We start from the raw sequence: 25,758 nt of genomic DNA on the forward strand, positions 1-25,758 counted from the left end.
GCGTCCGCCCCGTCAAGACTCGAAGGCGTAACGGCTTGGACTCGGCGCGAACTACTCCCTGTGTCCCGCGTATTGACACCTCTGTTTCAGGAGTTTTACGTTCCTCCCCATCTGAGAGCGCTCTCGGACGCCCCTTCCCGTGATGACTTCGAGGTGCCGTCCATGCCAGCCACCCGCACCAGACCAGCTGCCGCGCTGGTACTGGTCTCAGCCCTGGCCGCTTTCGGTCTGGGCCCGGCCGCCACCCCGGCGGCGGCCGCCACCGTCCCCGTCGGCTCTGGCAGTTACTCCGACACCCGCCCCGCCGGTACGTCGGGCCCGACCACCAACACCGGCGCGCCGGTCACGCCCAAGGTCACCCCCGCAGCCAAGGACAAGCCGGTCCCCACCAACGACTGGTGGACCTCGCTCGCCTTCCAGCGGTACGGCGACAACCCGTACTCCACCCCCATGTACGGCCACCCCCTCACCTACCAGGCCACCGCCGGCGGACTCGAGGTCGGCTACCCGACGACCCCGGAGATCGTCGGCGAGGGCCGCCAGTACGAGTACGCCCACAAGCGGGACCTGACCCTCGGCATCACCGGGCTCAACTCACCGGACACCAAGGCCGACGACTGGTCCGACTGGACCGTGACCCCCTACTGGTCCGACGGCGCCCGCACGCTGCGCACCACCATCGGCCACGGCCTGCCGTTCGTATACGCCAAGGGCTCCGGCGGCAACGCCCAGATCACCACCGCCGCCGCGCCCACCGTCTTCGCCGACCAGGGCAATGTCCTCGGCATCACCGTCGCAGGGCATCACTACGCGCTGTTCGCGCCGAGCGGCAGCGACTGGACGGTCTCCGGCTCCACCGTGACCGCGGGACTCGGCACCAAGGACTACTTCTCGCTCGCCGTACTGCCCTCCACCGACGCCCTGGCCACGTACAAGAAGTACGCATACAGCTTCGTCACCGGCTCCAAGGCGAGCTGGAGTTACACCGGTGGCACCGTGAACGCCACCTACACCCTGACCACCGAGGCCAAGGAGGGCACCGAGCGCGGCACGCTCCAGGCCCTCTACCGCCATCAGTGGCTGAACACCACGGACGCGCTCACTTCGTACACCTATGTATCGCCGCGCGGCACCATGAAGGTCCGTGAGGCGACCTCCTTCACCACCAGCCAGAAGGCGTCCGCGGTGCTGCCCGCACTGCCGAAGACGAACGCTGTCGACACGGCCCGGCTCAGGGGCTACCTCGACGCGGTGGCGAACGACCCCGACCCGTTCAAGGGCTACACGGACACCTACTGGACCGGCAAGGTGCTCGGACAGCTCGCCCAGCTCGTGCCCGTCGCCGACCAGATCGGTGAGACCGCGACCAGGGACAAACTGCTGGCCCTGATGAAGGGCCGGCTCCAGGACTGGTTCACGGCAGGCGGCGCGAACGAGTTCTCGTACGACAAGGACTGGAAGACCCTCACCGGCTACCCGGCCTCGTACGGCAGCGACACCGAGCTCAACGACCACCACTTCCACTACAGCTATTACGTGTACGCGGCCGCGATCGTCGCCCAGTACGACCAGGCCTGGGCCGCCGACTCGGCATGGGGCGGCATGGTGAAGACCCTGGTGCGGGACGCGGCAAACCCCAGCCGCACCGACACCGCCTTCCCGTTCCTGCGGGGCTTCGACGTGTACGCGGGCCACAGCTGGGCCTCCGGGCACCAGGGCTTCGCGGCCGGCAACAACCAGGAGTCGTCCTCGGAGTCCATCAACCTCAGCGCGGGCCTCGTGCTGTGGGGCTCGGCCACCGGCGACACCGCGCTGCGCGACCTCGGCACCTATCTGCTCACCACCGAGTCCGAGGCGATCGCCCAGTACTGGTTCGACGCCGACCAGCAGGTCTTCCCGTCCTCCTTCGGGCATGACACGGTCGGCATGGTGTGGGGCAGCGGCGCGGCGTACGCCACCTGGTGGACCGCCAACCCCGAGGAGATCCACGGCATCAACGCCCTTCCGCTGACGGGCGGTTCACTGCACCTGGGCGGCGAGAAGGCCGCGATCCGCCGCAATATCGCCGAGATGGAACGGGAGAACGGCGGCCCGGCCGTCGAATGGCGCGACATCCTCTGGGAGTTCCAGGCGCTGGCCGACCCGGCATCGGCGAAGTCCAAGTGGGACGCGGGCAACGCGGGCTACACCCCGGAGCAGGGCGAGTCCAAGGCGCATACGTACCACTGGATCAGCACACTCGACGCGCTCGGCGCCCCCGACGCCACGGTCACGGGCGACATCCCGAGCTCCGCGGTCTTCACCAAGGGCACGGTACGGACCTACGCCGCACACAACTACGGTGCCACGGCCCGCACGGTGACCTTCTCCGACGGCGCGAAGCTCACCGTCCCGGCGCGCTCGACGGCGACCGGCACGGGCACCGGGGGAGGCGACCCGGACCCCGGTCCCGACCCGGAACCGCCCACGGGCAACACCTTCCAGCTCCGCACCGGCGGGGTACTGACCACCGTGGCGGGCGGCACGGCGGGTGCCGACACCATCGCCTCGGCGGCCGGCGCCAACTACGACGGCACCCCGCACCAGCCGCTCGTCTATGAGATCAAGAAGGTCAACGGCACGCTCGCTCCCGGCGCGGCCACGGCATTCCGCCTCCAGCTGGACGCGGGCACCACGGTCGGACTCGGCCAGCAGGCCAGGATCAGCTACGACCTCACGGGCGACGGCACCTTCGACCGGACCGAGACCTACCAGTACTTCGCGACCGACCCGGTCACGGGCTGGGAGGAGTACGCCCAGTCACGCGGCCTGAAGTCGGCGACCGGAACCCTCGGCGACCTCAAGGGCGGCACCGTACGCCTCGAGGTGTGGAACGCGATCGGCAACGGAACCGCCTCGCTCCAGACCGGCACCGACCGTTCGGTGCTGGTGATCCCCTTCACCTGACGGCTGAAGCAACCACGCGGTGTGCGACGGGCGCCCGGCGGCTCAGGCCGAGGCCCGTCGCACCAGCGTGGTCGGAGTGATCACCGATGCGGGGGCCCCGGCCCCCGGCTCGTCCTTGTTCAGTACGCGCATCAGCAGCCGGACCATCAACCGGCCCATTCCCTCTATGTCCTGACGGATCGTTGTCAGTGGCGGATCGGTCGACTCGACGACCGAGGGCATATCGTCGAAGCCGACCAGCGCGACATCCTCGGGCACCCGACGACCCTGCTCGCGCAGTGTCCGCAGCGCCCCCGAGGCCATCAGATCGTTGGCGGCGAAGACGGCGTCCAGATCGGGGCGGCGCTCCAGCAGCTCAGCCATCGCGCGGGCGCCGCTGTCCGCGGTGAAGTCGCCCTGGCAGACCAGCTCCGGGTCGGCGTCCAGCAGGACATCGCGGTAGCCGTCGATCCGGTCCAGCGCGGAGGTCTGGTCGCGCGGGCCCGCGATGTGCGCGATGTGCTCGCGGCCGAGAGAGACCAGATGCCGGACGGCCTCCCGGGCGCCGCCGCGGTTGTCGCAGTCGACATACGGGACGGCGAGCTCGGAGGCGGCACCGGGCCAGCCGGGGCGGCCGCCGAAGACGGTCGGCACCTTGACCCGGCGGATGATCGACGGCAGTTCGTCGTCGTTGTGCAGCGAGAAGGCCAGCGCGCCGTCGACGTGGCCGCCGCCGAGATAGCGGGCGATCCGGTCGTAGTCACCGGGCCCCTCCACCCACAGCAGCACCAGCTGGGAGTCGTACGCCGTCAGCTCGCGGCTGATGCCACGCACCTGCTGCTCGAAGAAGGGGTCCGAGAAGATCCTGAACTCGGGCTCGGCGATGATCACGGCGACTGCGCCATTGCGCCGGGTGACCAGGGTGCGCGCCGCGTGGTTCGGTACGTATCCGAGCTCCTCGACCGCCTGACGCACCTTGTCGACCAGCGGCGGCCGGACACCGGCGCCGCCGTTGACGACCCGGGAGGCCGTGGCCCGGGAGACGCCGGCGCGGGCGGCGACGGCTTCCAGAGTGGGGCGGGACCCAGTGGTCTGCTCGGGCAAGGCGGGCGCTCCTCGTCTGCTTCAGTCAGCTGCTTCAGACGACAGCGGGGGAGAACGCTGCCGGGAACAGGATATCCGGGTCCCGATGATCTTCTGAGAGCGCTCCCCTCCAGTCCGCGGAAGAGAAAGGAGAGGGCAGGGAGAAGGAGGCACGGCAGAGCGCCGCCGTCCCTCTCGCGGGACGGCGGCGCTCCTGCCACGTCTCAGTGGTCGTGGACGGTGTTCGTCGCTGCGATCGTCTTCCAGGACTTCGGCTGGACGTGCTTGACGTCCGCCCGAGCGCTCCGCGCTCGGGCCGCCGCCGGAGCGCCCGGCTTCGACGGCTGGTAGAGCCAGCTGTCGAAGAGCCCGGCCAGCGGCTTGCCCGAGATCTTCTCGGCGTACTTCACAAAGTCGCCGACCTTTGCGTTGCCGTAGGCGTGCTCCTTCGGCCAGCCCTTGAGGATGGCGAAGAAGTCCTTGTCGCCGACCTTGTTGCGCAGTGCCTGCAGCGCCAGCGCGCCCCGGTCGTAGACGGCGATGTCGAACTGCTTGTCCGGACCCGGGTCGCCCGGCTTGACCGTCCAGAACGCGTCGTCGGCCGGGTGCTGGGCATAGACGTAGTCCGCGAGCTCCTGCGCGGTGCCCTCGCCCTCCTTCTCCGACCACAGCCACTGGCTGTAGCGGGCGAAGCCTTCGTTGACCCAGATGTCCTTCCAGCCGTCGACGGAGACGCTGTCGCCGTACCACTGGTGGGCCAGCTCATGGACGACCACGGAGACATTCGCGCCGTTCGCGAACTGCCGCGGGCTGTAGAACGGCCGGGTCTGTGTCTCCAGCGCAAAAGTGCTGGTGACATTGGGGACGTAGCCCCCGAGTGCGTTGAAGGGGTACGGGCCGAAGACCCCGGTGAGCCACTCGGCCACCTCGCCGGTCCGCTCGACGCTCGCCCGCGCCGCCCCGGCGTTGTCGCCGAGATCCTTGCTGTACGCGTTGAGGATCGGCAGCCCGTCGGCCGTCTTGTCGGTGGTGATGTCGAACTTTCCGACGGCGAGCGTTGCGAGATACGACGCCTGCGGCTTGTTGGAGCGCCAGTTGTAGCGCGTCCGGCCCAGCTTCGAACTCTGCGACTGCAGCACGCCGTTGCTGATCGCCTGGGTGCCGTCCGGCACCGACACCGAGATGTCGTACGTCGCCTTGTCCAGCGGGTGGTCGTTGCTCGGGAACCACCACACGGCCGAGTCCGGCTCCTGGGCGGCGACGCCGCCGTCCGGAGTGCGGTGCCAGGCTGTGTAGCCGCCGATGCTCAGTTCGGAGGGCTTGCCCGCGTACCGGACGACCACCGAGACGGAGGTGCCCTTCTCCAGCGGCGTGGCCGGAGTGACGACCAGCTCCTGGTCGCCCTCCTTGGCGAACTTCGCGATCTTGTTGTTGACCCGCACCTCGCTGACCTTCAGTCCGAAGTCGAGGTTGAAGCGGTTCAGGTTCTGCTTGGCGGTGGCGAGGATCGTTGCCGTACCCGTCAGCAGATCTGTACTGGGCTCGTAAGTGAGCCTCAGGTCGTAGTGGGATACGTCGTATCCGCCGTTTCCGCTGGCCGGGTAGTAAGGGTCGCCGATGCCCGGGGCGCCCGGAGAGCTGTCGGCGGCCGATGCCGGGATCGCCAGCAGCAGAGAGGCCGCGAGCGCGCTCGGGACGATAAGTCTGCGGTGCACGGATGCTCCAAGTCGTGGGGACTGATGATCTCTTGAAGCCTATTCAGACCCGGCGCCCGCAGTCAGGAGCGCCGCTCGGCCTTTCACGTGATCGCCATTCGGCCGACATCATCCCGGGTGTCCCTTCGGTCACTTTGATGCCCAGATTGCCCCCTGTTGCAGGGGAGTTGGCCGGAGTACCTTCCGCCCATGCCGATTCGTGCGCGGGTCACCCGCTTGACGTACAGATCGCTGGTGGTGGCGGCCTCGGCCGCCCTGATGGCCATGACCCTCTCGCCGACAGGGGCGCAGAGCGCGCCGGTACGGGAGAGCAGGCCCGTCTACTCCTACGAGCACGCGATCCGTGAATCCGTATGGGTGGACACCCGGCTCGACGGCGACAGCGACGGGAAGACCGACCGCGTCGCCGTCGACATCGTCCGGCCGCGCGAACCCGCCCAGCAGGGCCTGAAGATTCCCGTGATCATGGACGCCAGTCCGTACTACTCCTGCTGCGGTCGCGGTAACGAGAGCCAGAAGAAGACGTACGACGCGAACGGCAATGTCGTCCAGTTCCCGCTCTTCTATGACAATTTCTTCGTTCCGCGCGGCTATGCCTTCGTCGCGGTCGACCTGGCCGGAACCAACCGCTCCGACGGCTGTGTCGACGTCGGCGGCCGCTCCGACGTCCAATCCGCCAAGGCTGTTGTGGACTGGCTGAACGGCCGCGCCCGCGGGTACACCACCCGCACCGGCGGCGAGCCCGCCCGCGCCGGCTGGACCAACGGCAGCACCGGAATGATCGGCAAGAGTTACGACGGCACGATCGCCAACGGCGTTGCCGCCACCGGGGTCGAGGGGCTCAAGACGATCGTCCCGATCTCCGCCATCTCCTCCTGGTACGACTACTACTTCGCCAAGGGCGCCCCGCTCTACGACTCGGGCCCCGAGTGGCTCTCCGACTATGTCGAGAGCCCGGAGGCCCGAGCCCGCTGCCAGGCCGTCCAGAAGCGCCTGGTGGACGAGGCTCCGCGGACCGGTGACCTGACCCGGCTGTGGAGCGAGCGCAACTATGTGCGCAACGCGGACAATGTCACGGCGAGCGTCTTCGCCGTTCACGGCATGCAGGACCTCAACGTCCGTACCAAGCACTTCGGTCAGTGGTGGGACGCGCTCGCCGACGAAGGCGTGGAGCGCAAGGTCTGGCTCTCGCAGACCGGGCATGTCGACCCGTTCGACTTCCGGCGCGCCGAGTGGGTCGCGACCCTGCACCGCTGGTTCGACCACTACCTCCTCGGCTACGACAACGGTATCGACCATGAGCCGATGGCCGACATCGAGCGCGCCCCCGACCAGTGGTCCACCGACCGCGTCTGGCCGCCACGCGCCACCCACACCACCAGCCTCCGCCCGGGCAACGGCACAGCCGCCGGCGTCGGCACTCTCGGTCTGAAGCCCGCGCGCCCCGGCTCGGTCGAGACCTTCACCGACGACCCGAAGCTGGGCGAGACCGACTGGGCCGCCCAGATCGACCGGTCCACCTCCGCCAAGGCCGGATTCATCACCAAACCGCTCGGCCGTGATCTGCGGCTGTCCGGCTCCTCCAAGGTGACGATCACCGCGACGCCGTCGACCTCCAGCGCCCATCTCTCCGCCGTGCTCGTGGATCTCGGCCCCGACACCATCCGTGACTACGCCACCGCCGGTGAAGGCATCACCACCCTCACCGAACGCACCTGCTGGGGCGCGAGCACCCCGGGGGACAGCCCCTGCTTCAAGGTCACGCAAGCGCGCACGGCTGCCGTCGACTACACGGTCTTCAGCCGCGGCTGGGCCGATCTGGGCAACTACGCCTCCGACGCCAAGGGCCGCCCGCTGACCCCCGGCAGGGCATACACCGTCACCCTCGATCTGCACGCAAGCGACCATGTCGTCCCGGCAGGCCACCGGCTCGCCCTGATCGTCGGCGGCACGGACAAGGACCTCATCGACCCGCCCGCCACCACGCCGACGCTCAGCCTCGATCTGGCCCGGACGTCGGCGCGGTTGCCGATCGTCGGTGGTGCGGCCGCCTTTGTGCGTGCCACCGCCGGGTCCGCCGCAGCGGTTGCCCCGAGCCCGTCCCGGCTCAGCGGTGTGGCCGAACCGCGAGCCATCCGCCCGATCCCGGGAGGCAGCAGCCGATGAAGTTCCGTATCCGTACGCTCGCCTTCGCCGTCACGGCCGCGGCGCTGGCAGTGCCGCTGGTGACGGCGCCGGCCGAGGCGGCGCACGCCCTGCCCCGTACCGGCTTCGAGATCAGCAACGGCGCGCGCTGGACCAGTCAGCCCGAGGAGCAGGAGTTCCTCGCCGCCGTCGACCGGGGCAGCGACCGGGTGTCGGTCGGCCGGATCGGGACGACGAAGCAGGGCCGTCCACTGCAACTTGTACGCATCGGCGCGCAGCACACCTCGAACGTGGTGCTGCTGATCTGCAGTCAGCACGGCGACGAACCCTCGGGCCGCGACGCCTGTCTGAGCCGGATACGCGATCTGGCGTATGCGAGGGACAGCGAGACCCGGCGCCTGCTGTCCCGGACACGGATTCTCGTCGTCCCTACGGCCAACCCGGACGGGCGGGCCGCGGACACCCGCGGCAACTCCGACGGCGTCGACATCAACCGCGACCACATCGCGTTGCAGACCGCCGAGGGGCGGGCGATGGCGGCCGTGGTCCGTGACCAACGCCCGGACATCATCTACGACTTGCACGAGTACGGCGCCACCCCGCCGTACTACGACAAGGATCTCTTCGACCTCTGGCCGCGCAATCTCAACACCGACGCCAAGGTCCATCAGGAGTCGCAGATACTCTCCGACCGGTACGTCCGCCCGGCCGCGCACGAAGGCGGCTTCAGTACCGGCACCTACGGAATCTGGACCGACCCGGTCACCGGCGATCCCATCAAGCAGACCGCCGGCGACGGTCAGGAGCGCATCCTGCGCAATGCCGCAGGCGTCAAGAACGCGGTGGGTCTCCTCACCGAGAGCCGCGTCGATCCCGTGACCGATGCGGAGAAGGCCGACGCGTCGCTGAACAACCGGCGCCGGGTGGCCAGCCAACTCGACGCTCTGGGCGGGCTGTTCTCGTTCGCCGACGAACGGCGCACCCGGATCGAGACCGCGACCACCGGTGCCCGGCTGGCGGGGTTCAAGGACCGCGGCCCGGTCTATCTCGGCGGCGCCGACAACGACCCGGCGAAGCCGGAGCAGATCCTCGCCGATCCACCCTGCGGCTACCGCTTGGACGCGGCCCAGTATGCGGACATCAAGGACGAGTTGGCCCTGCACGGTGTCATGGTGCGGCCGGTCGGTGAAGGGGCCTTCGTGCCGCTGCGGCAGTCCCAGCGCGAGCTGATCCCGCTGCTGCTCGATGCCCGTGCGACCTACCACCTCGCCTCGGGGGAGGCGGTCACCGCGTGTTGAAGCGGCCGGTACGGGACCGCGTGATCACGTCGGCTAAAGTTACCGGCGCGTATTGATCAGCATGCCCAACGGGGGCGCACAACTTTGTACTTGGAGATTGAGATGCGTCGTACAACCATGCTCGCAGTGACCACGGCGATGGCCGGTGGACTGCTGTTCGCCGCCGCGCCCGCGCAGGCTGCCGGCACCGGCACGCAGTCCGCCGTGTCGGCCGTGTCCGCGAGGGGTGTCATCACCTGCAACCCGGCGGAGCTCCGCCAGGAGGCCGCCAAGACCGAGCAGGCGGCGCAGCGGGCGCGCGCCGCGCGCAAGATCGAGGAGTACAGGCGGCTGCACGCCAGGGCGAACGCGCTGCGGGCCAAGGCCCAGCAGTGCGAGGACGCCGACCGCAACGCGTAGTTCCCGGCCGTACGGCACCGCCCGCTCCTGTCGGGGCGGGCGGTGCCGCATGAGCGCCCGTCCGCGGCGCCGTACACCACCGGAGCCCGCGCGCCTACGGCACCAGCCGGGCCGCCGCCTCCGCGCAGCCCCAGGCGACTGTGACACCCGCGCCCCCGTGCCCGTAGTTGTGCACCAGCAGGCCGCCGCCGGGCAGGGGTCCGGCCTCGATCCGTACGCCCTCGGTCCGTGCCGGACGCAGGCCCACCCGGTGTCCGAGGATCCGCGCATTCGCGATCTCCGGACGGATCAGCGCACAGCGCGCGACGATCTCCTCGGCCGTCGCGGGATCGGGCTCGAGCCGCCAGTCGTCCTCGTCGGCCGTGCCGCCGAGGATCAGCCGCCCCGGCTGCGGAAAGAAGTACGTCGTCCTGGCCGAGGCATGGTCGACCGCGGTGCACCACTCCTCGATCCCCGGGTTCTCCACCAGCACCAACTGCCCGCGCACCGCGCGCACGTGATCGTCAGGCACAAGCCGCCGTGCCTCGATCCCCGTGCAGTTGACCACGACCCGCGCCTCCTCGGCCGCCTCGGCGAGACCGCCGACCGTACGGGTCTCCAGCGTGCCGCCCGCCGCCTCGAACCGCCGTCGTAGCCAGGCCAGATGAACCGGCATGTCGATCAGCGGGATCCGCGCCCACAGCCCGCAGTCGTACCCCGGCGGCAGCTCCCGCGCTCGCGCCTCGCGCAACCCCTCCACCTGCGCGGCCCACGGCCCCAGCCTTGTCAGCCGCTCACCGGCCTGAACGCCCGCGACCAGGCGTACGCCGGTCTCCTCCGGGCGGGCTGCCAGCTTCTCGTACACCCGCAGCGAGGCGATCGACCAGTCGCCGACCAGTCCCTCCGGCTGAATGCGGTACGGCCACCACAGCGCGCCCGCCACCGCCGATGTGGTCTCCTCCGCCGCGTCCCGCGTCCACACCCGTACACGGCGGCCGCTCTCCGCCAGCACTATGGCCGTCGTAAGACCGATGACCCCGCCGCCCACCACTGTCACATCGCCGCTCATGGCGGGACCGTAGCCCAATGCCGGATGCCGTGCTCAGATCACCCCATAACTGGGGATACTCAGGACATGTCTGCCGAGTACGCGACCTTCGGGCTGGCGCCGGCGATGCGGGCCGGCGGAGTCCTCGCGGATGGTGGCTACCAAGTGCACCGGGACTTCATGGACTTCATCGTCGACGGGCGGCCGTTGCTGTTCCAGCTCTCCGACCTCGACGCGGTCTCGCCGCTGGCCTCCGACGTACCGCCGGCGATCTTCACCGCCCATGTGCGCATGCTGCTGCTGGAGCGCCCGGCGCCGCTGGAGGGCGGGCGCTGTGTGATCTACGGCTGTCCCGAGTGCGAAGGCATCGAATGCGGAGCGGTGACCGCCGTCATCGAGCGCGACGGGGACGACATCGTGTGGCGGGACTTCGCCTGGCAGACGGACGAGAGAGCGGACCTGGAGCTCAACGGCTACCACGGGATGGGGCCGTTCCGCTTCCGCGGCGATGAGTACCGGGCCGAGCTGGAACGGCTGCTGACGGACGGCGGGGACGCCGGGCCTGTGCGCCGCCGGGTGCTGCTGATCGGCGCGCGGGTGGCCGTGCTGGCGAAGCTCGCCGCGGCGCTGCGGACCATCGGCATCGGCGCGGAGATCACGATCGATGCGGCCGGCGTCCCCGCGGAGGAGCTGCGCACCTATGGCGCGGTGGCTTTCGGGCGCGCGGTCGGCGAGCGGGATCGTGCGGAGGTGCGTGCGGCGTTCGAGCGGGCGGAGGTGCGGGTCGCGTACGTCGACGGGCTCGCCCCGATCATTCCGCTGCTGGTCGCGCAGATCGAACATGCCCTGGACCGCGGCCCGTTGGAGCGCCGTCGGCTGACCCGACTGACGGTGTCGGACGGCGCGGCGGACGTGGAGGTGACCTCGGCGTGCCGGGTGCGGCTGGTGGCGTACCGCCTCGACCGGCTCTACCGCACGCATACGCGGGAGCTGTTCGACGGGATGCTGGAGCCGGGGGAGCATCGAATTCCGGTGGACGCGCGGGCGGTGAAGGGGCAATCCTTCCTTGTGGCACGCACCACGGGGAGCGTGCTGGTCGCACCGATGGTGCACTGACACCGACGATGGCCCGGGCGAGCCGCGAATCGCCACGCATGATGCATCTACTGAACCGTAGGCCCGCCGGCCTTTCCCGGACGCGCCCCTCGCGCCGGACTCCGTCCGCCGACCCGGGTGGCCCCGGACTCGGCCCTTCGTCGCGAGCGACCCGGAGGCGATGAGCGGCCGCAACGGCGGACCTTCCGGCCTTTCCCGGACGTGTCCCTCGCGCCGTTCGGCCCTGGGGAGCCTCGCGGGCTTCGGGGCGCTGCGCCGGACTCCGTCCGCCGACCGGGGTGACCGTGGACCGGGCCGGGGGTGGCAACCAGAGCCGTGCGGGCGATGAGCGGCCGCAACGGCGGACCCTCCATCCGCACCCGTACCCGCGAGGAACTTCGCCGCACCCGTCGTCCCCGCGCCCACTCCTGCTGGGATCACCTCTACGCCGCGCCCCTCTGGCCGCTGCACGGGGCCAACCTCGGCACCCTCGCCCGTACCTGCGACGCCGTCGGTGCCTGTCTCACCGTTCCGCGTTTCCCGTGGGTGCCCGAGGCCCTGGCCCGCGGCAACACCCTGCGCAAACCGCTCTGTGTGCACTGGACCGGCGATCCGCTGGGCTGGCTCGCACGGCAGCGTGAGCGGGGCGCGCGGATCATCGGGGTGGAGCTCGCGGACGAAGCCGTACGACTTGGCGACCTGCCCGCCGCCCGGCAGCCCACCGTCATGGTCCTGGGCCACGAACAGAAAGGCATCCCGCCCGAGGCGCTCGACCTGCTCGACCAATGCGTCGAGATCCCCATGGTCGGCACCGGCGCCAGCCTCAATGTCGCGGTCGCGGGATCCCTGGCCCTGTACCGGCTGGCGGGCCTCCTGTGAAAGCGTCCCGTTAGGATCAGCCATCTGATGACAGCAACCCTCGTCGCCAAGGATCTCGCCGCAGGACACGGCGACCGCTCGCTCTTCTCCGGGCTCGACCTCGTCGTCGCGCCCGGCGATGTGATCGGCCTCGTCGGTGTCAATGGCGCCGGCAAATCGACCCTGCTCCGCCTGCTCGCCGGACTCGACAGTCCTGAACAGGGCGAGCTGAAGCTATCCCCGCCCACCGCCACCGTCGGCCATCTGCCGCAGGAGCCCGAGCGGCGGGCGGAGGAGACCGTACGGGACTTCCTCGCCCGGCGTACCGGCGTCGCCGCCGCCCAGATCGCCATGGACGAGGCGACCCAGGCGCTCGTCGATGGCGCGCCCGGCGCCGACGACGCGTACTCCACCAGCCTGGAGCGCTGGCTGGACCTCGGCGGCGCGGACCTCGACGAGCGCGCCGAGGAGGTCGCCGACTCGCTCGGTCTGACCGTCGGGCTCGACCAGCCGATGACCGGTCTCTCCGGCGGCCAGGCGGCCCGCGCCGGCCTCGCCTCGCTTCTTCTGTCGCGTTACGACGTCTTCCTGCTCGACGAGCCGACGAACGACCTCGACCTGGACGGTCTCGAGCGCCTGGAGGCCTTCGTCCAGGGCCTGCGCGCCGGCACCGTGGTCATCAGCCACGACCGTGAGTTCCTCACCCGCACCGTCACCAAGGTCCTGGAACTCGATCTCGCACAGCAGCAGATCACCCTGTACGGCGGCGGATACACCGCGTACCTGGAGGAGCGGGAGACCGCCCGCCGGCACGCCCGCGAGGGCTTCGAGGAGTACGCCGACAAGAAGGCGGCGCTCGAGGGCCGGGCACAGATGCAGCGGTCCTGGATGGACAAGGGCGTCAAGAACGCCCGCCGCAAGGCCACCGACAGCGACAAGCTCGGCCGCAAGTTCCGCAGCGAGGCCAGCGAGAAGCAGGCCGCGAAGGCCCGGCAGACGCAGCGCATGATCGAACGCCTCGACACGGTGGAGGAGCCCCGCAAGGAGTGGGAACTCCGTATGGAGATCGCGTCGGCCCCGCGCTCGGGATCGGTCGTCGCGACCCTGCGCAGCGCGGAGGTCCGCCGGGGCGACTTCAGCTTCGGCCCGGCCGACCTGCAGATCGACTGGGCGGATCGGGTCGCCATCACCGGAGCCAACGGCGCGGGCAAGTCCACGCTGCTCGCCGCCCTGCTCGGCCGCCTCAGCCTCGACGCGGGCCACGCCTCGCTCGGCTCGGGCGTCGTGGTCGGCGAGGTCGACCAGGCCCGCGGCCTCTTCTACGGCACCGAGACCCTGCTCGACGCCTTCTGCGCGGCCGTCCCGGAGACCGAACCGGCCGAAGTCCGCACCCTGCTGGCCAAGTTCGGCCTGAAGGCGGACCACGTACTGCGCCCGGCGACCACGCTCTCCCCTGGCGAGCGCACCCGCGCCGCGCTGGCGCTGCTCCAGGGCCGCGGCGTCAATCTCCTTGTACTCGACGAGCCGACCAACCACCTCGACCTGCCGGCGATCGAGCAGCTGGAGTCCGCGCTCGACTCGTACACCGGCACGCTGCTGCTGGTCACGCACGACCGCCGGATGCTCGACGCGGTCCACACCACACGCCGTATCGAGGTGTCCGGAGGAAAGATCACGGAGCACTGATCGACTTCGAGCGGGGTCCGGCCGGCACAGTCCGCCCGCGTCGGCCGGGCATCGGTGACCACTCACTGGGGTGAGAACGCAAAAACGACGCAGGGCCCCGCCACCGTCCGGTGGCGGGGCCCTGCGTGCGTGGTCAGCCGCGCCGCTTGGGATCCGCGAGGCCCGCGCGCCGCAGCGCGTCCGCCATCGCGCTGTTCGCCGGCGCGGGAGCCTGGCGGTCGCCGCCACGGTCCCCGCCGCGGCCGCCCTGGCCACCCTGCCCGCCCTGCTGACGGCGCTGCTGCGGCGGACGGCCGCCGCGCTCACCCCGCTCACGCTGCTTCGGGCCGCCGCCCGCCTTCGGCGCGGCCTCGTCCTCCAGCCGCAGCGTCAGCGCGATCCGCTTGCGCGGGATGTCGATGTCGATGACCTTCACCTTCACCACGTCGCCCGACTTCACCACATCCCGCGGGTCCTTGACGAAGGTCTTGGACATCGCCGACACATGGACCAGACCGTCCTGGTGGACACCGACGTCCACGAAGGCGCCGAACGCCGCGACATTGGTCACCACGCCCTCCAGAACCATCCCGGGCGCAAGGTCGCCGAGCTTCTCCACGCCCTCCTTGAAGGTGGCCGTCTTGAACGCCGGCCGCGGGTCGCGCCCCGGCTTCTCCAGCTCCCGCAGGATGTCCGTCACCGTCGGCAGACCGAACGTCTCGTCCACGAACTCCGCCGGCTTCAGCGAGCGCAGCACCGGTGCGTTGCCGACCAGCGAGGCCACCTCGTCGCCGACGGCCTTCACCATCCGCCGGACCACCGGATACGCCTCCGGGTGCACGCTGGAGGCGTCGAGCGGGTCGTCCCCGCCCCGGATCCGCAGGAAGCCCGCGCACTGCTCGTACGCCTTCGGGCCGAGCCGTGCCACGTCCTTGAGCGCCTTGCGCGAGCGGAAGGGACCGTTGGAGTCGCGGTGCGCGACGATGTTCTCGGCGAGGCCGGTGCCGATGCCCGACACCCGTGAAAGCAGCGGTGCGGACGCGGTGTTGACGTCGACGCCGACGCCGTTCACACAGTCCTCCACGACCGCGTCCAGCGAGCGGGAGAGCTTCACCTCGGACAGATCGTGCTGGTACTGGCCGACCCCGATCGACTTGGGGTCGATCTTGACCAGCTCCGCCAGTGGGTCCTGGAGACGGCGCGCGATGGAGACGGCCCCGCGCAGCGACACATCCATGTCGGGCAGTTCCTGCGAGGCGAACGCGGACGCGGAGTACACCGAAGCACCGGCCTCCGAGACCATCACCTTGGTGAGGCCCAACTCCGGTTGCTTGGCGCACAGTTCACCGGCGAGTTTGTCGGTCTCGCGGGACGCCGTGCCGTTGCCGATCGCGATCAGATCGACCGAGTGCTCCTTGGCGAGACGCGCCAGCTTCGCCAGCGACTCGTCCCACCTGTTCGCCGGGACGTGCGGGTGGATGACGTCCGTCGCGACGACCTTGCCCGTCGCATCGACGACGGCGACCTTCACACCCGTACGGAAACCGGGGTCGAGTCCGAGCGTCGCCCGCGTGCCGGCCGGCGCGGCCAGCAGCAGATCCCGCAGGTTCGCCGCGAAGACCCGTACCGCCTCGTCCTCGGCGGCCGTACGCAGCCGCAGCCGCAGATCGATGCCCAGATGCACCAGGATCCGTGTCCGCCAGGCCCACCGCACCGTGTCCGCGAGCCATTTGTCGCCGGGACGGCTGTGTCCGCCGTGGGCTGCGATGTGAAAACGCCGGGCGACCATCCCTTCGTACGTCGAAGGCCCTGGCTGCTCCGACGGCTCCTCCGGCTCCAGCACCAGGTCGAGGATCTCCTCCTTCTCGCCACGGAACATGGCGAGCACCCGGTGCGAGGGCAGGTCCTTGAACGGCTCAGCGAAGTCGAAGTAGTCGGCGAACTTCGCGCCCGCCTCCTCCTTGCCGTCGCGCACCTTGGCCGTGAGCCGGCCCCGCGTCCACATCCGCTCGCGCAGCTCGCCGATCAGGTCGGCGTCCTCGGAGAAACGCTCCGTCAGAATCGCCCGCGCGCCCTCCAGCGCCGCGGCGGCGTCCGCCACACCCTTGTCCGCGTCCACGAAGGCCGCCGCGGCCGCGAGCGGCTCCACCGACGGGTCGCCGAGCAGCCCCTCGGCGAGCGGCTCGAGACCGGCCTCGCGGGCGATCTGCGCCTTCGTGCGCCGCTTCGGCTTGAACGGCAGGTAGATGTCCTCAAGACGCGCCTTGGTGTCGGCGCTCCGGATCTGCGCCTCGAGCGCCTCGTCCAGCTTGCCCTGCTCGCGTACGGACTCCAGGATCGCGGCCCGCCGCTCCTCGAGCTCCCGCAGATACCGCAGCCGCTCCTCGAGCGTGCGCAGCTGCGCGTCGTCGAGCATCTCGGTCGCTTCCTTGCGGTAGCGCGCGATGAACGGCACGGTCGACCCGCCGTCGAGCAGCTCGACGGCCGCCTTCACCTGCCGCTCGCGTACGCCGAGCTCCTCGGCGATCCTGCCTTCGATGGACGTCGTCACGGTTCCCCGACTCGCCTTCTCGTGCTGGCTGTGCTTGATAGTGCATTGTGCCGGGTGGCCGGGTGCCGTGTCGCGCGCCGCCTCAGACGTGGCGGCTTCGGCGGCCGCTTCCCGAGGCTCCGCCGAAGAGACGGGCCGGCAGCCGGAAGGGGAGCGTCACCACAGTGGCGATCGCCGAGCCGATCGAGCGGAGTACGTCGGCGATGGCGCGGAACATGAGAGATACCTCCGGATCGGTCGCTGTCGTCTCCAGGGTTGCCTTCGAGCACCCCGGTAAACGTCAGCCCTTGCCGCTGAGGTTCGCAGGGAAGGCGCCCGCTGCCACCGCGGTCATCAGGAAGCCGCGCGCAAGCTCGGTGAGCCGCTCGGCGCCCTCGGCGCCCAGGTGCTCGTACGGCGCCCGGTCGAGGCGGTCCGTGTGCTCCTCGAGATCGGTCCGGAGCGCCGCACCCGCCTCGGTCAACTCGCCCTCGCCGTCCAGCAGTCCACGCTCGCGCAGCCGTCCCTCGGCCGCCTCCCAGTCCGCACGCCGCCAGCCGCGCGTCGCCAGAATCCAGCGCGGCGCCATGCCCTTGCCGGTGGCGGTGTGGCTCACCAGGGCCTCGACAGGGTCGAGCTCCGCGGAGAGCAGCGCCACGAGATGGGCGTCCCCGCGGTGCTCGCGCAGCAGGGTCGCGGCATGCCAGTAGGCGAGGTGCGGCTCCTCGGGCACGGGCAGATCGGCGTGCGCCGCGTACAGCGGCCGGGCGTGCCGAGTGCCCGCCTCGGCGGCGCGCAGCGCGAGCTCTGCGGCCTCCGCCAGCTCCTTCGACGCGACGACCTCGTCACCGAGCAGCCGCCGCAACGTGCTGTCCACGGCGCGCAGTCGCGCCTCCAGCACGGCCTCGGGGGATGCGGTGTCCCACACCGCGGGCAGATGCCGGGCGATCAGCTCGTGGTTGAAGTTGTAGAAGGCCGCGGCGACCGCACCCGGCCCTACGGCGCCCATCGCGGCGCCGCGTCCGGCGAAGTAGGCGGCGCTCGCGTCCTCGACGCCGAGCTGAGCGAGCTCCTTCGTGAAGTCGGGCGAGAAGTAGACCGTCGAGTGCATCGGGTTGAGGGCATTGTGGCAGCGGCGGCCGGCGCGCGTGGGCAGAGAGCTCATAAGCAGAATGTTACCGACTGGTTGGTACGTAGTGAAGTCCGTGCCCATGGCAGGAAAGGTGGGGTACTCGTCATTGCGGCCATCGCCGCCACGGCGAAGCATGGACACCATGACCCAGCGATCCGTACTCGTCGTTCTCTTCGACGACCTGCAGAGCCTCGATGTGACCGGCCCGGTCGAAGTCTTCGCGGGCGCGAGCAGGGCGGCGGGCGACGCGTACGAGATCCGCACCGCGTCCCTGGACGGTGCTTCGATCCGTACCTCCAGCGGTTTCACGCTCGTCCCGGACAGCAGCCTCACCGACGCCGCCGACCCCCATACGCTGCTGGTCCCCGGCGGCAACGGCACCCGTACCCCGGACCCGCGCCTCATCGACTGGCTGCGCGTCCACGCCCCGCGAGCCGAGCGTCTGGTGTCCGTCTGCACCGGAGCCCTGCTGCTGGCCGAGGCCGGTCTGCTCGACGGCCACCGGGCCACCACGCACTGGGCCACCTGCGACCACCTCGCCCGGCTCTACCCGGCCGTCGACGTCGACCCGGACCCGATCTTCGTACGCGACGGAAAGCTGGCCACCTCGGCCGGTGTCACCTCCGGCATCGACCTCGCCCTCGCCCTGGTCGAGGAGGATCTCGGCCGGGACATCGCGCTGACCGTCGCCCGCCATCTCGTCGTCTTTCTCAGGCGGCCCGGAAACCAGGCGCAGTTCAGTGTTCAGCTCGCCGCACAGACCGCGCGGCGTGAGCCGCTGCGTGACGTGCAGCAGCACATCACCGAGCATCCGGAAGAGGACCTTTCGGTCGAGGCACTCGCCGCCCGCGCCCGGCTCTCGCCGCGCCACTTCGCCCGCGCCTTCCAGGAGGAGACGGGTATGACACCGGGCCGCTACGTCGAACGGGTCCGTCTGGAGCAGGCGCGCCGGCTCCTGGAGGACAGCCCCGACGGCGTGGAGGAGATCTCGCGCAGCTGCGGCTACGGCACTCCGGAGGCCATGCGCCGCGCCTTCGTCAAGACCCTCGGCACGGCACCGGCCGAATACCGGCGCCGCTTTCGCACCCTGACCCCGAAGTAGCCCGAAGCAGCCGCAGAGCCTGCAGAAGCACGCAGAACCGGGAAGAACCCGAACCGAGAGGGACCGACCACCATGCAGATCGCCATTGTTCTCTTCGACCGCTTCACCGCGCTGGATGCCGTAGGGCCCTACGAAATGCTCTGCCGCCTCCCCGGTGCCGAGGTGGTCTTCGTCGCCGAGCACACCGGACCGGTCACCAACGACCGCGGCGACCTCGCGCTCGTCGCCGCGAAGACCTTCGCCGAGGTGAGCAGCCCGGACATCGTCGTCGTCCCCGGCGGCCCCGGCCAGAGCGACCAGATGGAGAACGAGATCCTGCTGGGCTGGCTGCGCGCCGTCGACGCCACCACGACCTGGACGACCTCGGTCTGTACCGGCTCGCTGCTGCTCGCCGCGGCCGGCCTGCTCAAGGGCCGCCCGGCCACCTCGCACTGGCTGGCCCTTGACTTCCTGCGCCAGTTCGGCGCCGAGCCCACCGGCGAACGTGTCGTCACCGACGGCAAATACGTCACGGCCGCGGGCGTCTCGTCCGGCATCGACATGGGGCTCACCCTGGTCGGCAGGATCGCGGACGACGAGCACGCGCAGGCCGTGCAGCTGCTCACCGAGTACGACCCTCAGCCGCCGTACGACGCCGGATCGCCGCAGAAGGCCCCGGCCGCCCTGGTCGAGGAGTTCCGTACGAAGAGCCGCTTCATCCTCCGGTAAGCCATCTGGTAGGCGGTCAGGCGGTCCAGGTGAACCGGGGCACTCTGCGCTCCAGGAAGGCGGCGACCCCCTCCGTGAGGTCGCCGCTGCCGCGCGCCTGCTCCTCCCAGTGCGTGTCACGGTCGGTGCGGCCCGTCGCGAACTCCTTCGCCGCAGCCTGGGTGAGCTGGGAGCGCGACGCGATGATTCTGGTGAACTCCGCCACCCGCTTCCCCAGTTGGCCGCCCGGCAGCAGTTCGTCCACCAGACCGGTCCGCAGCGCCCGCTCCGTATCGATCAACTCGGCGGAGAACAGCAGGTACTTGGCGGCGGCAGGACCCACCAGCGAGACCAGCCGGCGGGTGGAGGAGGAGGGGTAGACGATTCCGAGCTTCGCCGGCGTCACCCCGAACAGCGCCCCCTCCTCCGCGAACCGCAGATCGCACGCCGCGGCCAGCTGGCAGCCGCCGCCCACGCAGTAGCCACGCACCGCGGCGAGCGTCGGCTTCGGGAACGCGGCGAGTGCCTCCTCGGCCCGCACGGCCAGCGACTGCGGGTCCTCGCCGGGCTCGCGCAGGGAGGAGATGTCGGCGCCGGCGCAGAAGGTCGGGCCCTCGCCCGTCAGCACCAGCGCCCGTACCTCCTCGTCCGCCGCCAGCTGCCCGAGCAACTCGGGCAGGGCCCGCCACATCCCGGCGGTCATGGCATTGCGCTTGGCGGGATTGCTGATGACGACGGTGGCGACACCGTCCGCGACGGTGTGCGTCAACTGCGGCTGCGGCTCGGGCAGCTCGGACGGCTCGGACGGCTCGGACGGCTCGGACGGCTCGGACGGCTCGGACGGCTCGGACGACTGGGGCGGCTCCATGAGCCGGATGCTATCCGCCGGACCCGAACCTATGATCGTTAGGTGAGCGTGGTCACGGATCCGACGAAGCGGCCAGAAGGAGATCAGGAACAGTCGCGCAGCTGATGCTGTCATACGCACCCGGTCAAAAACCGTCGATTGGCGCCGACTTCTGCTCAGCAACCCGGTCCGGACCAACTGACTCCCAACACTTATTACTCGATGGTCAGTGGCAATCGATCCGAGGGTGGGTGCCGGACTATGGAGAGCCGTGGGAGCGTCCCGGCCCGGCCACTGTCGTACGAGGGCGTCTGGCGATTCACCGCTCCTGCCGTCGACATATCGGTCCCGCAGGCCAGGCATGCCGTACGCGATCTACTGAACCGCCAAGGCGTACCGGTCGGGGACGATCTCGTCCAGGGACTGCTGCTGATCGTGTCCGAACTGGTCACCAATGCCGTACGGCACGCTGCGCTGCTCTCGCCCGAGGTTGCCGTCGAGGTCGCCATCGGCGCGGAGTGGATCCGCGTCTCCGTGGAGGACAACCACCCCTACCGGCCCAAGGCGCTGGAGAAGGACTACGGGCAGACGGGCGGCCGCGGTCTGCTGCTCGTACGGGAGATAACCCTGGAGGCAGGCGGATCCTGCGATGTCGAGCACACCGCGAGCGGCGGCAAGATCATCTGGGCCGCGCTGCCGCTGAAACCGGTCGGCGACAGCGCGCCGCTGTAGACCGCTTGACCGCTTGTACTGGACCTGGGACCTACTGCGGACCCGGCTTGCCTCACCAGCCGCCGGACGGCCCCGTGAGCTCCTTGATCGCAGGCCGCGCCGCCTCCAGCACGGTCATGAACCACGCGGAGAACGGCGCCTCCGCATGCCGGTCGGCCAGCTCCTTCGGCGTCACGAAGGCCGTCTCGCCGACCTCCTCCGGGTCCGGCCGCAGCGGAGCCTGCGCCAGCCCGACGAAGAGGTGGTTGTACTCCTGCTCGACCAGGCCCGAGTCCGGGTCGGGGTGGTTGTAGCGGACCGTGCCCGCCTCGGCGAGCAGTGAGGGCGAGATGCCCAGCTCCTCGTACGTACGCCGGGCGGCGGCCGCGAACGGGGCCTCGCCGGGGTACGGGTGGCCGCAGCAGGTGTTCGACCAGACACCGGGGGAGTGGTACTTGCCCAGCGCGCGACGCTGGAGCAGCAGCCGCCCCTGCTCGTCGAAGAGGAACACGGAGAACGCCCGGTGCAGCTGTCCGGGCGCCTGATGTGCGGAGAGCTTCTCCGCGGTGCCGATGGTGGTGCCGTGCTCGTCGACCAGTTCGAGCAGGATCGCTTCTGGTGCGTCGTTCGACGAGCTGTTCGCCGCGGTGGCTGGTGTGGTCGACATACCCATCCTTCGCTTCGGTCCTCGGCCCTGCGGGGCCTGCCCAGTCTGCCGCACAAAAGCGGCTTGTCCGTACTTCGGCAGCCCGGGCATGTCCGCCCCCGCCGCGTCGGCACGCGGCGAGGGCGACTCTACTCACCAGAATTCATCAGAACTCATCAGACCCCGAAAGCCGCGGGATAGCGGATCGTGCCGCGCGGCACGCCCCCGGAGCTGTCGAGCACAAGGACCATCATGGCCTCGTCGGCCACCTCGAAGGTTGGCCTGATTCCGTACCGTGAGGCCGGTTCGAAGCCGAACCTCGGGTAATAGCCGGGATGCCCGAGGACCAGGACGAGCCGCTCTCCGCGCACCCTGGCCAGATCCAGCACAGCCCGGACGACCGCCTGGCCGGCGCCCTTGCGCTGGTGCTCGGGAGCCACCGCGACCGGCGCGAGCGCCACCGCCGGAACGTCCCCCACATGGCACCGGGTGAGCAGTGCGTACGCCGCCACCGTGCCGTCCGCCGCCTCGGCGACATACGACGTCCCTGGCAGCCACGCCGCACCGTCGAGACGCAGCGCGTCCACCAGGCCCGCCTCCTCCGCGGTCGCGAACGCCGCGGCATTGACGGCGCGCACGGCCGGGATGTCGGCCGCCGTCTCCGGCCGGGTGCGCCAGCGTGCGTCGGCGGGACGCAGCGCGTAGCCGGTGTAGCCGTACTCCGTGCCGTGCTCACGGCGCATGGCGATCTCCGCACGGGTGGCCGCGAGCGCCTGCGCCATGCCGGGAGCCGCGGCATCCGCGGCGTCGGCCCGCTCGCCGAGCGGGCCGTAGTACTCGTCCCAGTCGCTCTCGGGCTGGCGGTGCACCCCGAGGACGGTGTATCCCGCCGCGACCGCCGCGGAGGTGTTCTCGAGGGTGGTACGCAGTGCGTAGTGCTGGTCCCAGAAGGCACGGGCCTGGGCCGAGGGGTTCCCGGCCGTCCACTCGCACTCGGTGAGAACCAGTGAGCCGCCCGGCGCGAGCAGCCGCCGCCACTGCCGCACAGCGGTGTCGAAGCCGATGTTGTACGCGGAGCTCTCCGCCCAGACGAGGTCGAACGAGCCGTCGGGGAAAGGGAGTTCGGCCATGTCGGCCTTGATGGTGCGGATCGCGCCACCGAGCCCGCGGGCCTCGGCGGTGTGCCGCAGCTCGTCGAGGAACGGCTCGTGCAGATCGACCGCCGTCACCTGCGCACCGGCCTCGGCGGCCAGCAGCAGGGCGGACCGGCCGGGGCCGCAGCCCAGATCGAGCACGCGCGGACGCGTCGGCAGTGGCCCGGCGAGGGCGAGCAGCCGACGGGAGGTGTTGTCGGAACCGGGGCCCTGCCGCGGAAGACCGTGGTGCAGGGCGAAGAAAGCGTCGTGGAGAGTGTTGTCGGACAACGTGGGAACCCTTGAGTGTGCGGGCTCCGGCCGGCGTACGAGATCAGGTCAGTCGTACGAGATCAGATCAGAGATACGTGATCGGGTCGGACGTACGTGATCACGTGATGCGAGATCGGGTCGGCCGGGAGCCCGGAAGCCGAGGACGGACCAGGCGTGGCGCTGCGCGGGGCAGCCTGCACTGCGACGGTCATCAACTCAGCTCCTCTCAAGCGTGGCGGTCAGACTAGCAGCGCTCAGTGACAGAGCTTGGCCTCGTGCTCCGCATGGCCAACGGGCTCCAGCTGGAAAGTGCAGTGCTCGACATCGAAGTGATCCCCGATGCAGCCTTGCAGATCGTGCAGCATCTTCTCGTGGCCGACCGAGTCCAGGGCGTCCTGACTCAGGACCACATGCGCGGAGAGCACCGGCATCCCGGAGGTGATCGTCCAGGCGTGCAGATCGTGTACGTCCTCCACGCCGGGAAGAGCGACGATGTGCGCCCGCACCTCACCCATGTCGACGCCCTGGGGAGCCGCCTCCAGCAGGACGTTGAGGGTTTCCCGCAGCAGTTTCCAGGTGCGCGGCACGATCATGAGGCCGATGACCAGTGACGCGATGGGGTCGGCCGCCTGCCAGCCGGTGGCGATGATGATGCCGGCCGAGACCAGCACTGTGAGCGAGCCGAGCGTGTCCGCGAGCACCTCCAGATACGCCCCGCGCACATTGAGGCTCTCCTTCTGGCCGCGCACCAGCAGGGACAGCGAGATCATGTTGGCGACGAGACCGATGAGGGCGAAGGCGATGGTCAGCGCGCCCTTGGTCTCGGCCGGCGTGATGAAGCGCTGCACCGCCTCGTACAGGAGATAGCCGCCGACTCCGAGGAGCAGCAGGCAGTTGGCGAGGGCCGCGAGGATCTCGGCCCGTGCGTAGCCGAAGGTGCGGTTCTGTACGGCCGGGCGGTTGGCGAAGTGGATCGCCAGCAGCGCCATTGCGAGGCCGACCCCGTCCGTCGCCATATGGGCGGCGTCGGCGATCAGGGCGAGGGAGCCGGAGAGCACGCCGCCGACGATCTCCAGGACCATCACGCTCAGCGTGATCATCAGCGCGATGCGCAGGCGCCCCTGGTAGGCCGCGGCCGCGGTGCCGGTCGGCGGCGGTCCGCCGTGCGAGTGCCCGTGATCGTGCCCAGCCCCCATGAGGACGCCTCCTGGTCGTCGAAACGATCTGCGAGACCTCAGTCAACTACGGGTGGGGGGTATCGGGCAACACGGCACTGAACACCGTTGTCATATCGCCTGACCTGCGGAAATGACCGCAGGTCAGGGCGCTGACAAGATCATTTGATCCGAGCCTCCGGGTGCCGCAGGCACCAGCCCTCCCAGGCCGACTCGACCATCTCGCGCACCCCTCGCGAGGACGTCCAGTCCAGCTCCTTGGCGATCAGATCGACCGAGGCGACGGCCTTCGCCGCATCGCCAGGACGGCGCGGCTCGACGACCGGCTCGTCGGTGAACCCCGTGATCTCGGCCACCACGTCGGCGAGCTCGCGCACCGAGACACCGACCCCACGGCCGATATTGACCGTCAGATCCCCGCCGCCGTCCTGCTCGGCCAGCCGGCGCGCGACCGCGAGATGGGCGTCGGCAAGATCCGAGACATGGATGTAGTCACGGATGCAGGTGCCGTCAGGGGTCGCATAGTCGGCGCCGAAGATCCGCGGAGCCTCACCGCGGGTGATCCGGTCGAAGAACATCGGAATGATGTTGAACACCCCGGTGTCGGCCAGCTCCGGCCGCTCCGCCCCCGCGACATTGAAGTAGCGCAGACAGGCGGTGGACAGGGAGTGCGCCCGGCCGGTCGCCCGGACCAGCCACTCGCCCGCGAGTTTGGTCTCGCCGTACGGATTGATCGGCTCGCACGGAGCGGACTCGGGGATCAGGTCCATCTCCGGTACGCCGTACACGGCGGCCGATGACGAGAACAGGAACTGCTTCACGCCGGCCTCGACGACCGCCTCGAGGAGCACCGTCAGACCGTGCACATTCTCACGGTAGTAGTGCAGCGGCTGCTCGACGGACTGTCCGACCTGCTTCTTCGCCGCGAGATGTACGACACCGGTCACAGCGTGCTCGGCGAGCGTGCGGTCCAGCAGCTTGCGGTCCAGGACCGCCCCACGCACCAGCGGGATCCCCTCCGGCAGCCGCTCGGCGACGCCCGACGAGACATCGTCGAGGACCACGACCCGCTCACCTGCCGCCGTCATGGCCCGCGCCACATGCGCTCCGATGTACCCCGCCCCACCTGTGATCAGCCACGTCATGCCGACCACCCTAGGCCCTGCCGGTCCGCGGTTTGTCGGGCGAGGCATGGATCGACGATGATGATCGCGGCGGGCCCTTCGGGGCCCGGTCCGTGCCGAGCGGGACGTAAACGGCCAGTGAACTCCCGCTTCCGTTCATCCGATAGCCTCTGCCGACGTGCCGCCGC

General features: G+C 70.2%; 21 protein-coding genes. 10 read left to right on the forward strand and 11 right to left on the reverse strand.

Features of this window, described 5'->3' with window-relative positions:
* Window positions 1-162 precede the first annotated feature (162 nt).
* Complete coding sequence (locus ACFYXH_RS33270; RefSeq protein ID WP_389570974.1) at window positions 163-2,946, forward strand: glycosyl hydrolase; 2,784 nt, start codon at window positions 163-165, stop codon at window positions 2,944-2,946.
* A gap of 42 nt (window positions 2,947-2,988) precedes the next feature.
* Here ACFYXH_RS33270 and ACFYXH_RS33275 read toward each other — a convergent pair whose 3' ends face one another.
* A complete protein-coding gene (locus tag ACFYXH_RS33275; RefSeq protein ID WP_389570977.1) occupies window positions 2,989-4,029 on the reverse strand; it encodes a LacI family DNA-binding transcriptional regulator in 1,041 nt (346 codons plus the stop codon).
* Between the two features lie 203 nt (window positions 4,030-4,232).
* Window positions 4,233-5,723 (reverse strand): M1 family metallopeptidase, encoded by a 1,491-nt coding sequence (locus tag ACFYXH_RS33280; protein WP_389570980.1) that lies wholly within the window; start codon window positions 5,721-5,723, stop codon window positions 4,233-4,235.
* Between the two features lie 189 nt (window positions 5,724-5,912).
* On the opposite strand from ACFYXH_RS33280, the gene ACFYXH_RS33285 reads away from it, so the two are divergent.
* The 3 genes from ACFYXH_RS33285 to ACFYXH_RS33295 all read left to right on the forward strand — a co-directional run bounded on the left by ACFYXH_RS33285 (window position 5,913) and on the right by ACFYXH_RS33295 (window position 9,565).
* A complete protein-coding gene (locus tag ACFYXH_RS33285) occupies window positions 5,913-7,889 on the forward strand; it encodes a Xaa-Pro dipeptidyl-peptidase (RefSeq protein WP_389570983.1) in 1,977 nt (658 codons plus the stop codon).
* Window positions 7,886-9,166: a M14 family metallocarboxypeptidase gene (locus tag ACFYXH_RS33290; protein WP_389570986.1), complete on the forward strand. Its 1,281-nt coding sequence runs from the start codon at window positions 7,886-7,888 to the stop codon at window positions 9,164-9,166. Before ACFYXH_RS33285 ends, ACFYXH_RS33290 begins: the two co-directional genes overlap by 4 nt.
* Window positions 9,167-9,268: 102 nt before the next feature.
* The gene (locus ACFYXH_RS33295; protein ID WP_389570988.1) at window positions 9,269-9,565 is read left to right on the forward strand and encodes a hypothetical protein; all 297 of its coding nucleotides are present in this window, start codon (window positions 9,269-9,271) and stop codon (window positions 9,563-9,565) included.
* Window positions 9,566-9,659: 94 nt separating this feature from the next.
* On the opposite strand, the gene ACFYXH_RS33300 is transcribed toward ACFYXH_RS33295, so the two are convergent.
* Complete coding sequence (locus ACFYXH_RS33300) at window positions 9,660-10,613, reverse strand: FAD-dependent oxidoreductase (protein WP_389570991.1); 954 nt, start codon at window positions 10,611-10,613, stop codon at window positions 9,660-9,662.
* Between the two features lie 66 nt (window positions 10,614-10,679).
* Here ACFYXH_RS33300 and ACFYXH_RS33305 point away from each other — a divergent pair, with 66 nt between their 5' ends.
* From ACFYXH_RS33305 to ACFYXH_RS33315, 3 genes are all read left to right on the forward strand, one after another.
* Window positions 10,680-11,708 (forward strand): oxidoreductase, encoded by a 1,029-nt coding sequence (locus ACFYXH_RS33305; protein WP_389570994.1) that lies wholly within the window; start codon window positions 10,680-10,682, stop codon window positions 11,706-11,708.
* Between the two features lie 324 nt (window positions 11,709-12,032).
* Complete coding sequence (locus ACFYXH_RS33310) at window positions 12,033-12,566, forward strand: TrmH family RNA methyltransferase (RefSeq protein WP_327327270.1); 534 nt, start codon at window positions 12,033-12,035, stop codon at window positions 12,564-12,566.
* A 27-nt stretch (window positions 12,567-12,593) separates the two neighbouring features.
* Entirely contained in the window at window positions 12,594-14,231 is a 1,638-nt protein-coding gene (locus tag ACFYXH_RS33315) for an ABC-F family ATP-binding cassette domain-containing protein (RefSeq protein ID WP_389570996.1), read from the forward strand.
* Window positions 14,232-14,364: 133 nt separating this feature from the next.
* Here ACFYXH_RS33315 and ACFYXH_RS33320 read toward each other — a convergent pair whose 3' ends face one another.
* The 3 genes from ACFYXH_RS33320 to ACFYXH_RS33330 form a co-directional block, all read right to left on the reverse strand.
* Window positions 14,365-16,761, reverse strand: a complete 2,397-nt coding sequence (locus ACFYXH_RS33320) for a Tex family protein (protein ID WP_389570998.1) — start codon at window positions 16,759-16,761, stop codon at window positions 14,365-14,367.
* Window positions 16,762-16,843: 82 nt separating this feature from the next.
* Window positions 16,844-16,978 carry an LPFR motif small protein gene (locus tag ACFYXH_RS33325; protein WP_389571001.1) on the reverse strand — a complete coding sequence of 45 codons (135 nt, stop codon included), beginning with the start codon at window positions 16,976-16,978 and terminating at the stop codon, window positions 16,844-16,846.
* Between the two features lie 63 nt (window positions 16,979-17,041).
* On the reverse strand, window positions 17,042-17,905 hold the full coding sequence (locus ACFYXH_RS33330) for a hypothetical protein (RefSeq protein WP_389571004.1): 864 nt from the start codon (window positions 17,903-17,905) through the stop codon (window positions 17,042-17,044).
* Window positions 17,906-18,014: 109 nt separating this feature from the next.
* Between ACFYXH_RS33330 and ACFYXH_RS33335 the strand changes: the two genes are divergently transcribed.
* Window positions 18,015-18,974, forward strand: a complete 960-nt coding sequence (locus ACFYXH_RS33335) for a GlxA family transcriptional regulator (protein WP_389571006.1) — start codon at window positions 18,015-18,017, stop codon at window positions 18,972-18,974.
* A 72-nt stretch (window positions 18,975-19,046) separates the two neighbouring features.
* Complete coding sequence (locus ACFYXH_RS33340; protein WP_327327276.1) at window positions 19,047-19,682, forward strand: DJ-1/PfpI family protein; 636 nt, start codon at window positions 19,047-19,049, stop codon at window positions 19,680-19,682.
* Window positions 19,683-19,698: 16 nt separating this feature from the next.
* Here ACFYXH_RS33340 and ACFYXH_RS33345 read toward each other — a convergent pair whose 3' ends face one another.
* Window positions 19,699-20,529 (reverse strand): enoyl-CoA hydratase/isomerase family protein, encoded by an 831-nt coding sequence (locus tag ACFYXH_RS33345; protein ID WP_389571010.1) that lies wholly within the window; start codon window positions 20,527-20,529, stop codon window positions 19,699-19,701.
* Between the two features lie 240 nt (window positions 20,530-20,769).
* Here ACFYXH_RS33345 and ACFYXH_RS33350 point away from each other — a divergent pair, with 240 nt between their 5' ends.
* Window positions 20,770-21,240, forward strand: a complete 471-nt coding sequence (locus tag ACFYXH_RS33350; protein ID WP_385306164.1) for an ATP-binding protein — start codon at window positions 20,770-20,772, stop codon at window positions 21,238-21,240.
* A 52-nt stretch (window positions 21,241-21,292) separates the two neighbouring features.
* Here ACFYXH_RS33350 and idi read toward each other — a convergent pair whose 3' ends face one another.
* The 4 genes from idi to galE all read right to left on the reverse strand — a co-directional run bounded on the left by idi (window position 21,293) and on the right by galE (window position 25,591).
* On the reverse strand, window positions 21,293-21,886 hold the full coding sequence (gene idi, locus ACFYXH_RS33355) for an isopentenyl-diphosphate Delta-isomerase (RefSeq protein ID WP_389571013.1): 594 nt from the start codon (window positions 21,884-21,886) through the stop codon (window positions 21,293-21,295).
* Window positions 21,887-22,041: 155 nt separating this feature from the next.
* Window positions 22,042-23,289 carry a GNAT family N-acetyltransferase gene (locus ACFYXH_RS33360; protein ID WP_389571016.1) on the reverse strand — a complete coding sequence of 416 codons (1,248 nt, stop codon included), beginning with the start codon at window positions 23,287-23,289 and terminating at the stop codon, window positions 22,042-22,044.
* 236 nt (window positions 23,290-23,525) lie between these two features.
* Window positions 23,526-24,467, reverse strand: a complete 942-nt coding sequence (locus ACFYXH_RS33365) for a cation diffusion facilitator family transporter (RefSeq protein ID WP_389571018.1) — start codon at window positions 24,465-24,467, stop codon at window positions 23,526-23,528.
* 140 nt (window positions 24,468-24,607) lie between these two features.
* Window positions 24,608-25,591, reverse strand: coding sequence for a UDP-glucose 4-epimerase GalE (gene galE, locus ACFYXH_RS33370; RefSeq protein ID WP_385306170.1), 984 nt, complete (start codon window positions 25,589-25,591; stop codon window positions 24,608-24,610).
* Window positions 25,592-25,758 lie beyond the last annotated feature (167 nt).

Origin of the sequence: Streptomyces sp. NPDC002730 (assembly GCF_042888805.1) — a bacterium.
Classification (GTDB): domain Bacteria; phylum Actinomycetota; class Actinomycetes; order Streptomycetales; family Streptomycetaceae; genus Streptomyces.

What these genes read in the sequence shown, in the direction of transcription:
- ACFYXH_RS33270 (WP_389570974.1), top strand. Translation starts at nt 163, where the DNA reads ATGCCAGCCACCCGCACCAGACCAGCTGCCGCGCTGGTACTGGTCTCA.
- ACFYXH_RS33285 (WP_389570983.1), top strand. Translation starts at nt 5,913, where the DNA reads ATGCCGATTCGTGCGCGGGTCACCCGCTTGACGTACAGATCGCTGGTG.
- ACFYXH_RS33290 (WP_389570986.1), top strand. Translation starts at nt 7,886, where the DNA reads ATGAAGTTCCGTATCCGTACGCTCGCCTTCGCCGTCACGGCCGCGGCG.
- ACFYXH_RS33295 (WP_389570988.1), top strand. Translation starts at nt 9,269, where the DNA reads ATGCGTCGTACAACCATGCTCGCAGTGACCACGGCGATGGCCGGTGGA.
- ACFYXH_RS33300 (WP_389570991.1), bottom strand. Translation starts at nt 10,613, where the DNA reads ATGAGCGGCGATGTGACAGTGGTGGGCGGCGGGGTCATCGGTCTTACG.
- ACFYXH_RS33305 (WP_389570994.1), top strand. Translation starts at nt 10,680, where the DNA reads ATGTCTGCCGAGTACGCGACCTTCGGGCTGGCGCCGGCGATGCGGGCC.
- ACFYXH_RS33310 (WP_327327270.1), top strand. Translation starts at nt 12,033, where the DNA reads ATGAGCGGCCGCAACGGCGGACCCTCCATCCGCACCCGTACCCGCGAG.
- ACFYXH_RS33315 (WP_389570996.1), top strand. Translation starts at nt 12,594, where the DNA reads ATGACAGCAACCCTCGTCGCCAAGGATCTCGCCGCAGGACACGGCGAC.
- ACFYXH_RS33325 (WP_389571001.1), bottom strand. Translation starts at nt 16,978, where the DNA reads ATGTTCCGCGCCATCGCCGACGTACTCCGCTCGATCGGCTCGGCGATC.
- ACFYXH_RS33330 (WP_389571004.1), bottom strand. Translation starts at nt 17,905, where the DNA reads ATGAGCTCTCTGCCCACGCGCGCCGGCCGCCGCTGCCACAATGCCCTC.
- ACFYXH_RS33335 (WP_389571006.1), top strand. Translation starts at nt 18,015, where the DNA reads ATGACCCAGCGATCCGTACTCGTCGTTCTCTTCGACGACCTGCAGAGC.
- ACFYXH_RS33340 (WP_327327276.1), top strand. Translation starts at nt 19,047, where the DNA reads ATGCAGATCGCCATTGTTCTCTTCGACCGCTTCACCGCGCTGGATGCC.
- ACFYXH_RS33345 (WP_389571010.1), bottom strand. Translation starts at nt 20,529, where the DNA reads ATGGAGCCGCCCCAGTCGTCCGAGCCGTCCGAGCCGTCCGAGCCGTCC.
- ACFYXH_RS33350 (WP_385306164.1), top strand. Translation starts at nt 20,770, where the DNA reads ATGGAGAGCCGTGGGAGCGTCCCGGCCCGGCCACTGTCGTACGAGGGC.
- idi (WP_389571013.1), bottom strand. Translation starts at nt 21,886, where the DNA reads ATGTCGACCACACCAGCCACCGCGGCGAACAGCTCGTCGAACGACGCA.
- ACFYXH_RS33365 (WP_389571018.1), bottom strand. Translation starts at nt 24,467, where the DNA reads ATGGGGGCTGGGCACGATCACGGGCACTCGCACGGCGGACCGCCGCCG.
- galE (WP_385306170.1), bottom strand. Translation starts at nt 25,591, where the DNA reads ATGACGTGGCTGATCACAGGTGGGGCGGGGTACATCGGAGCGCATGTG.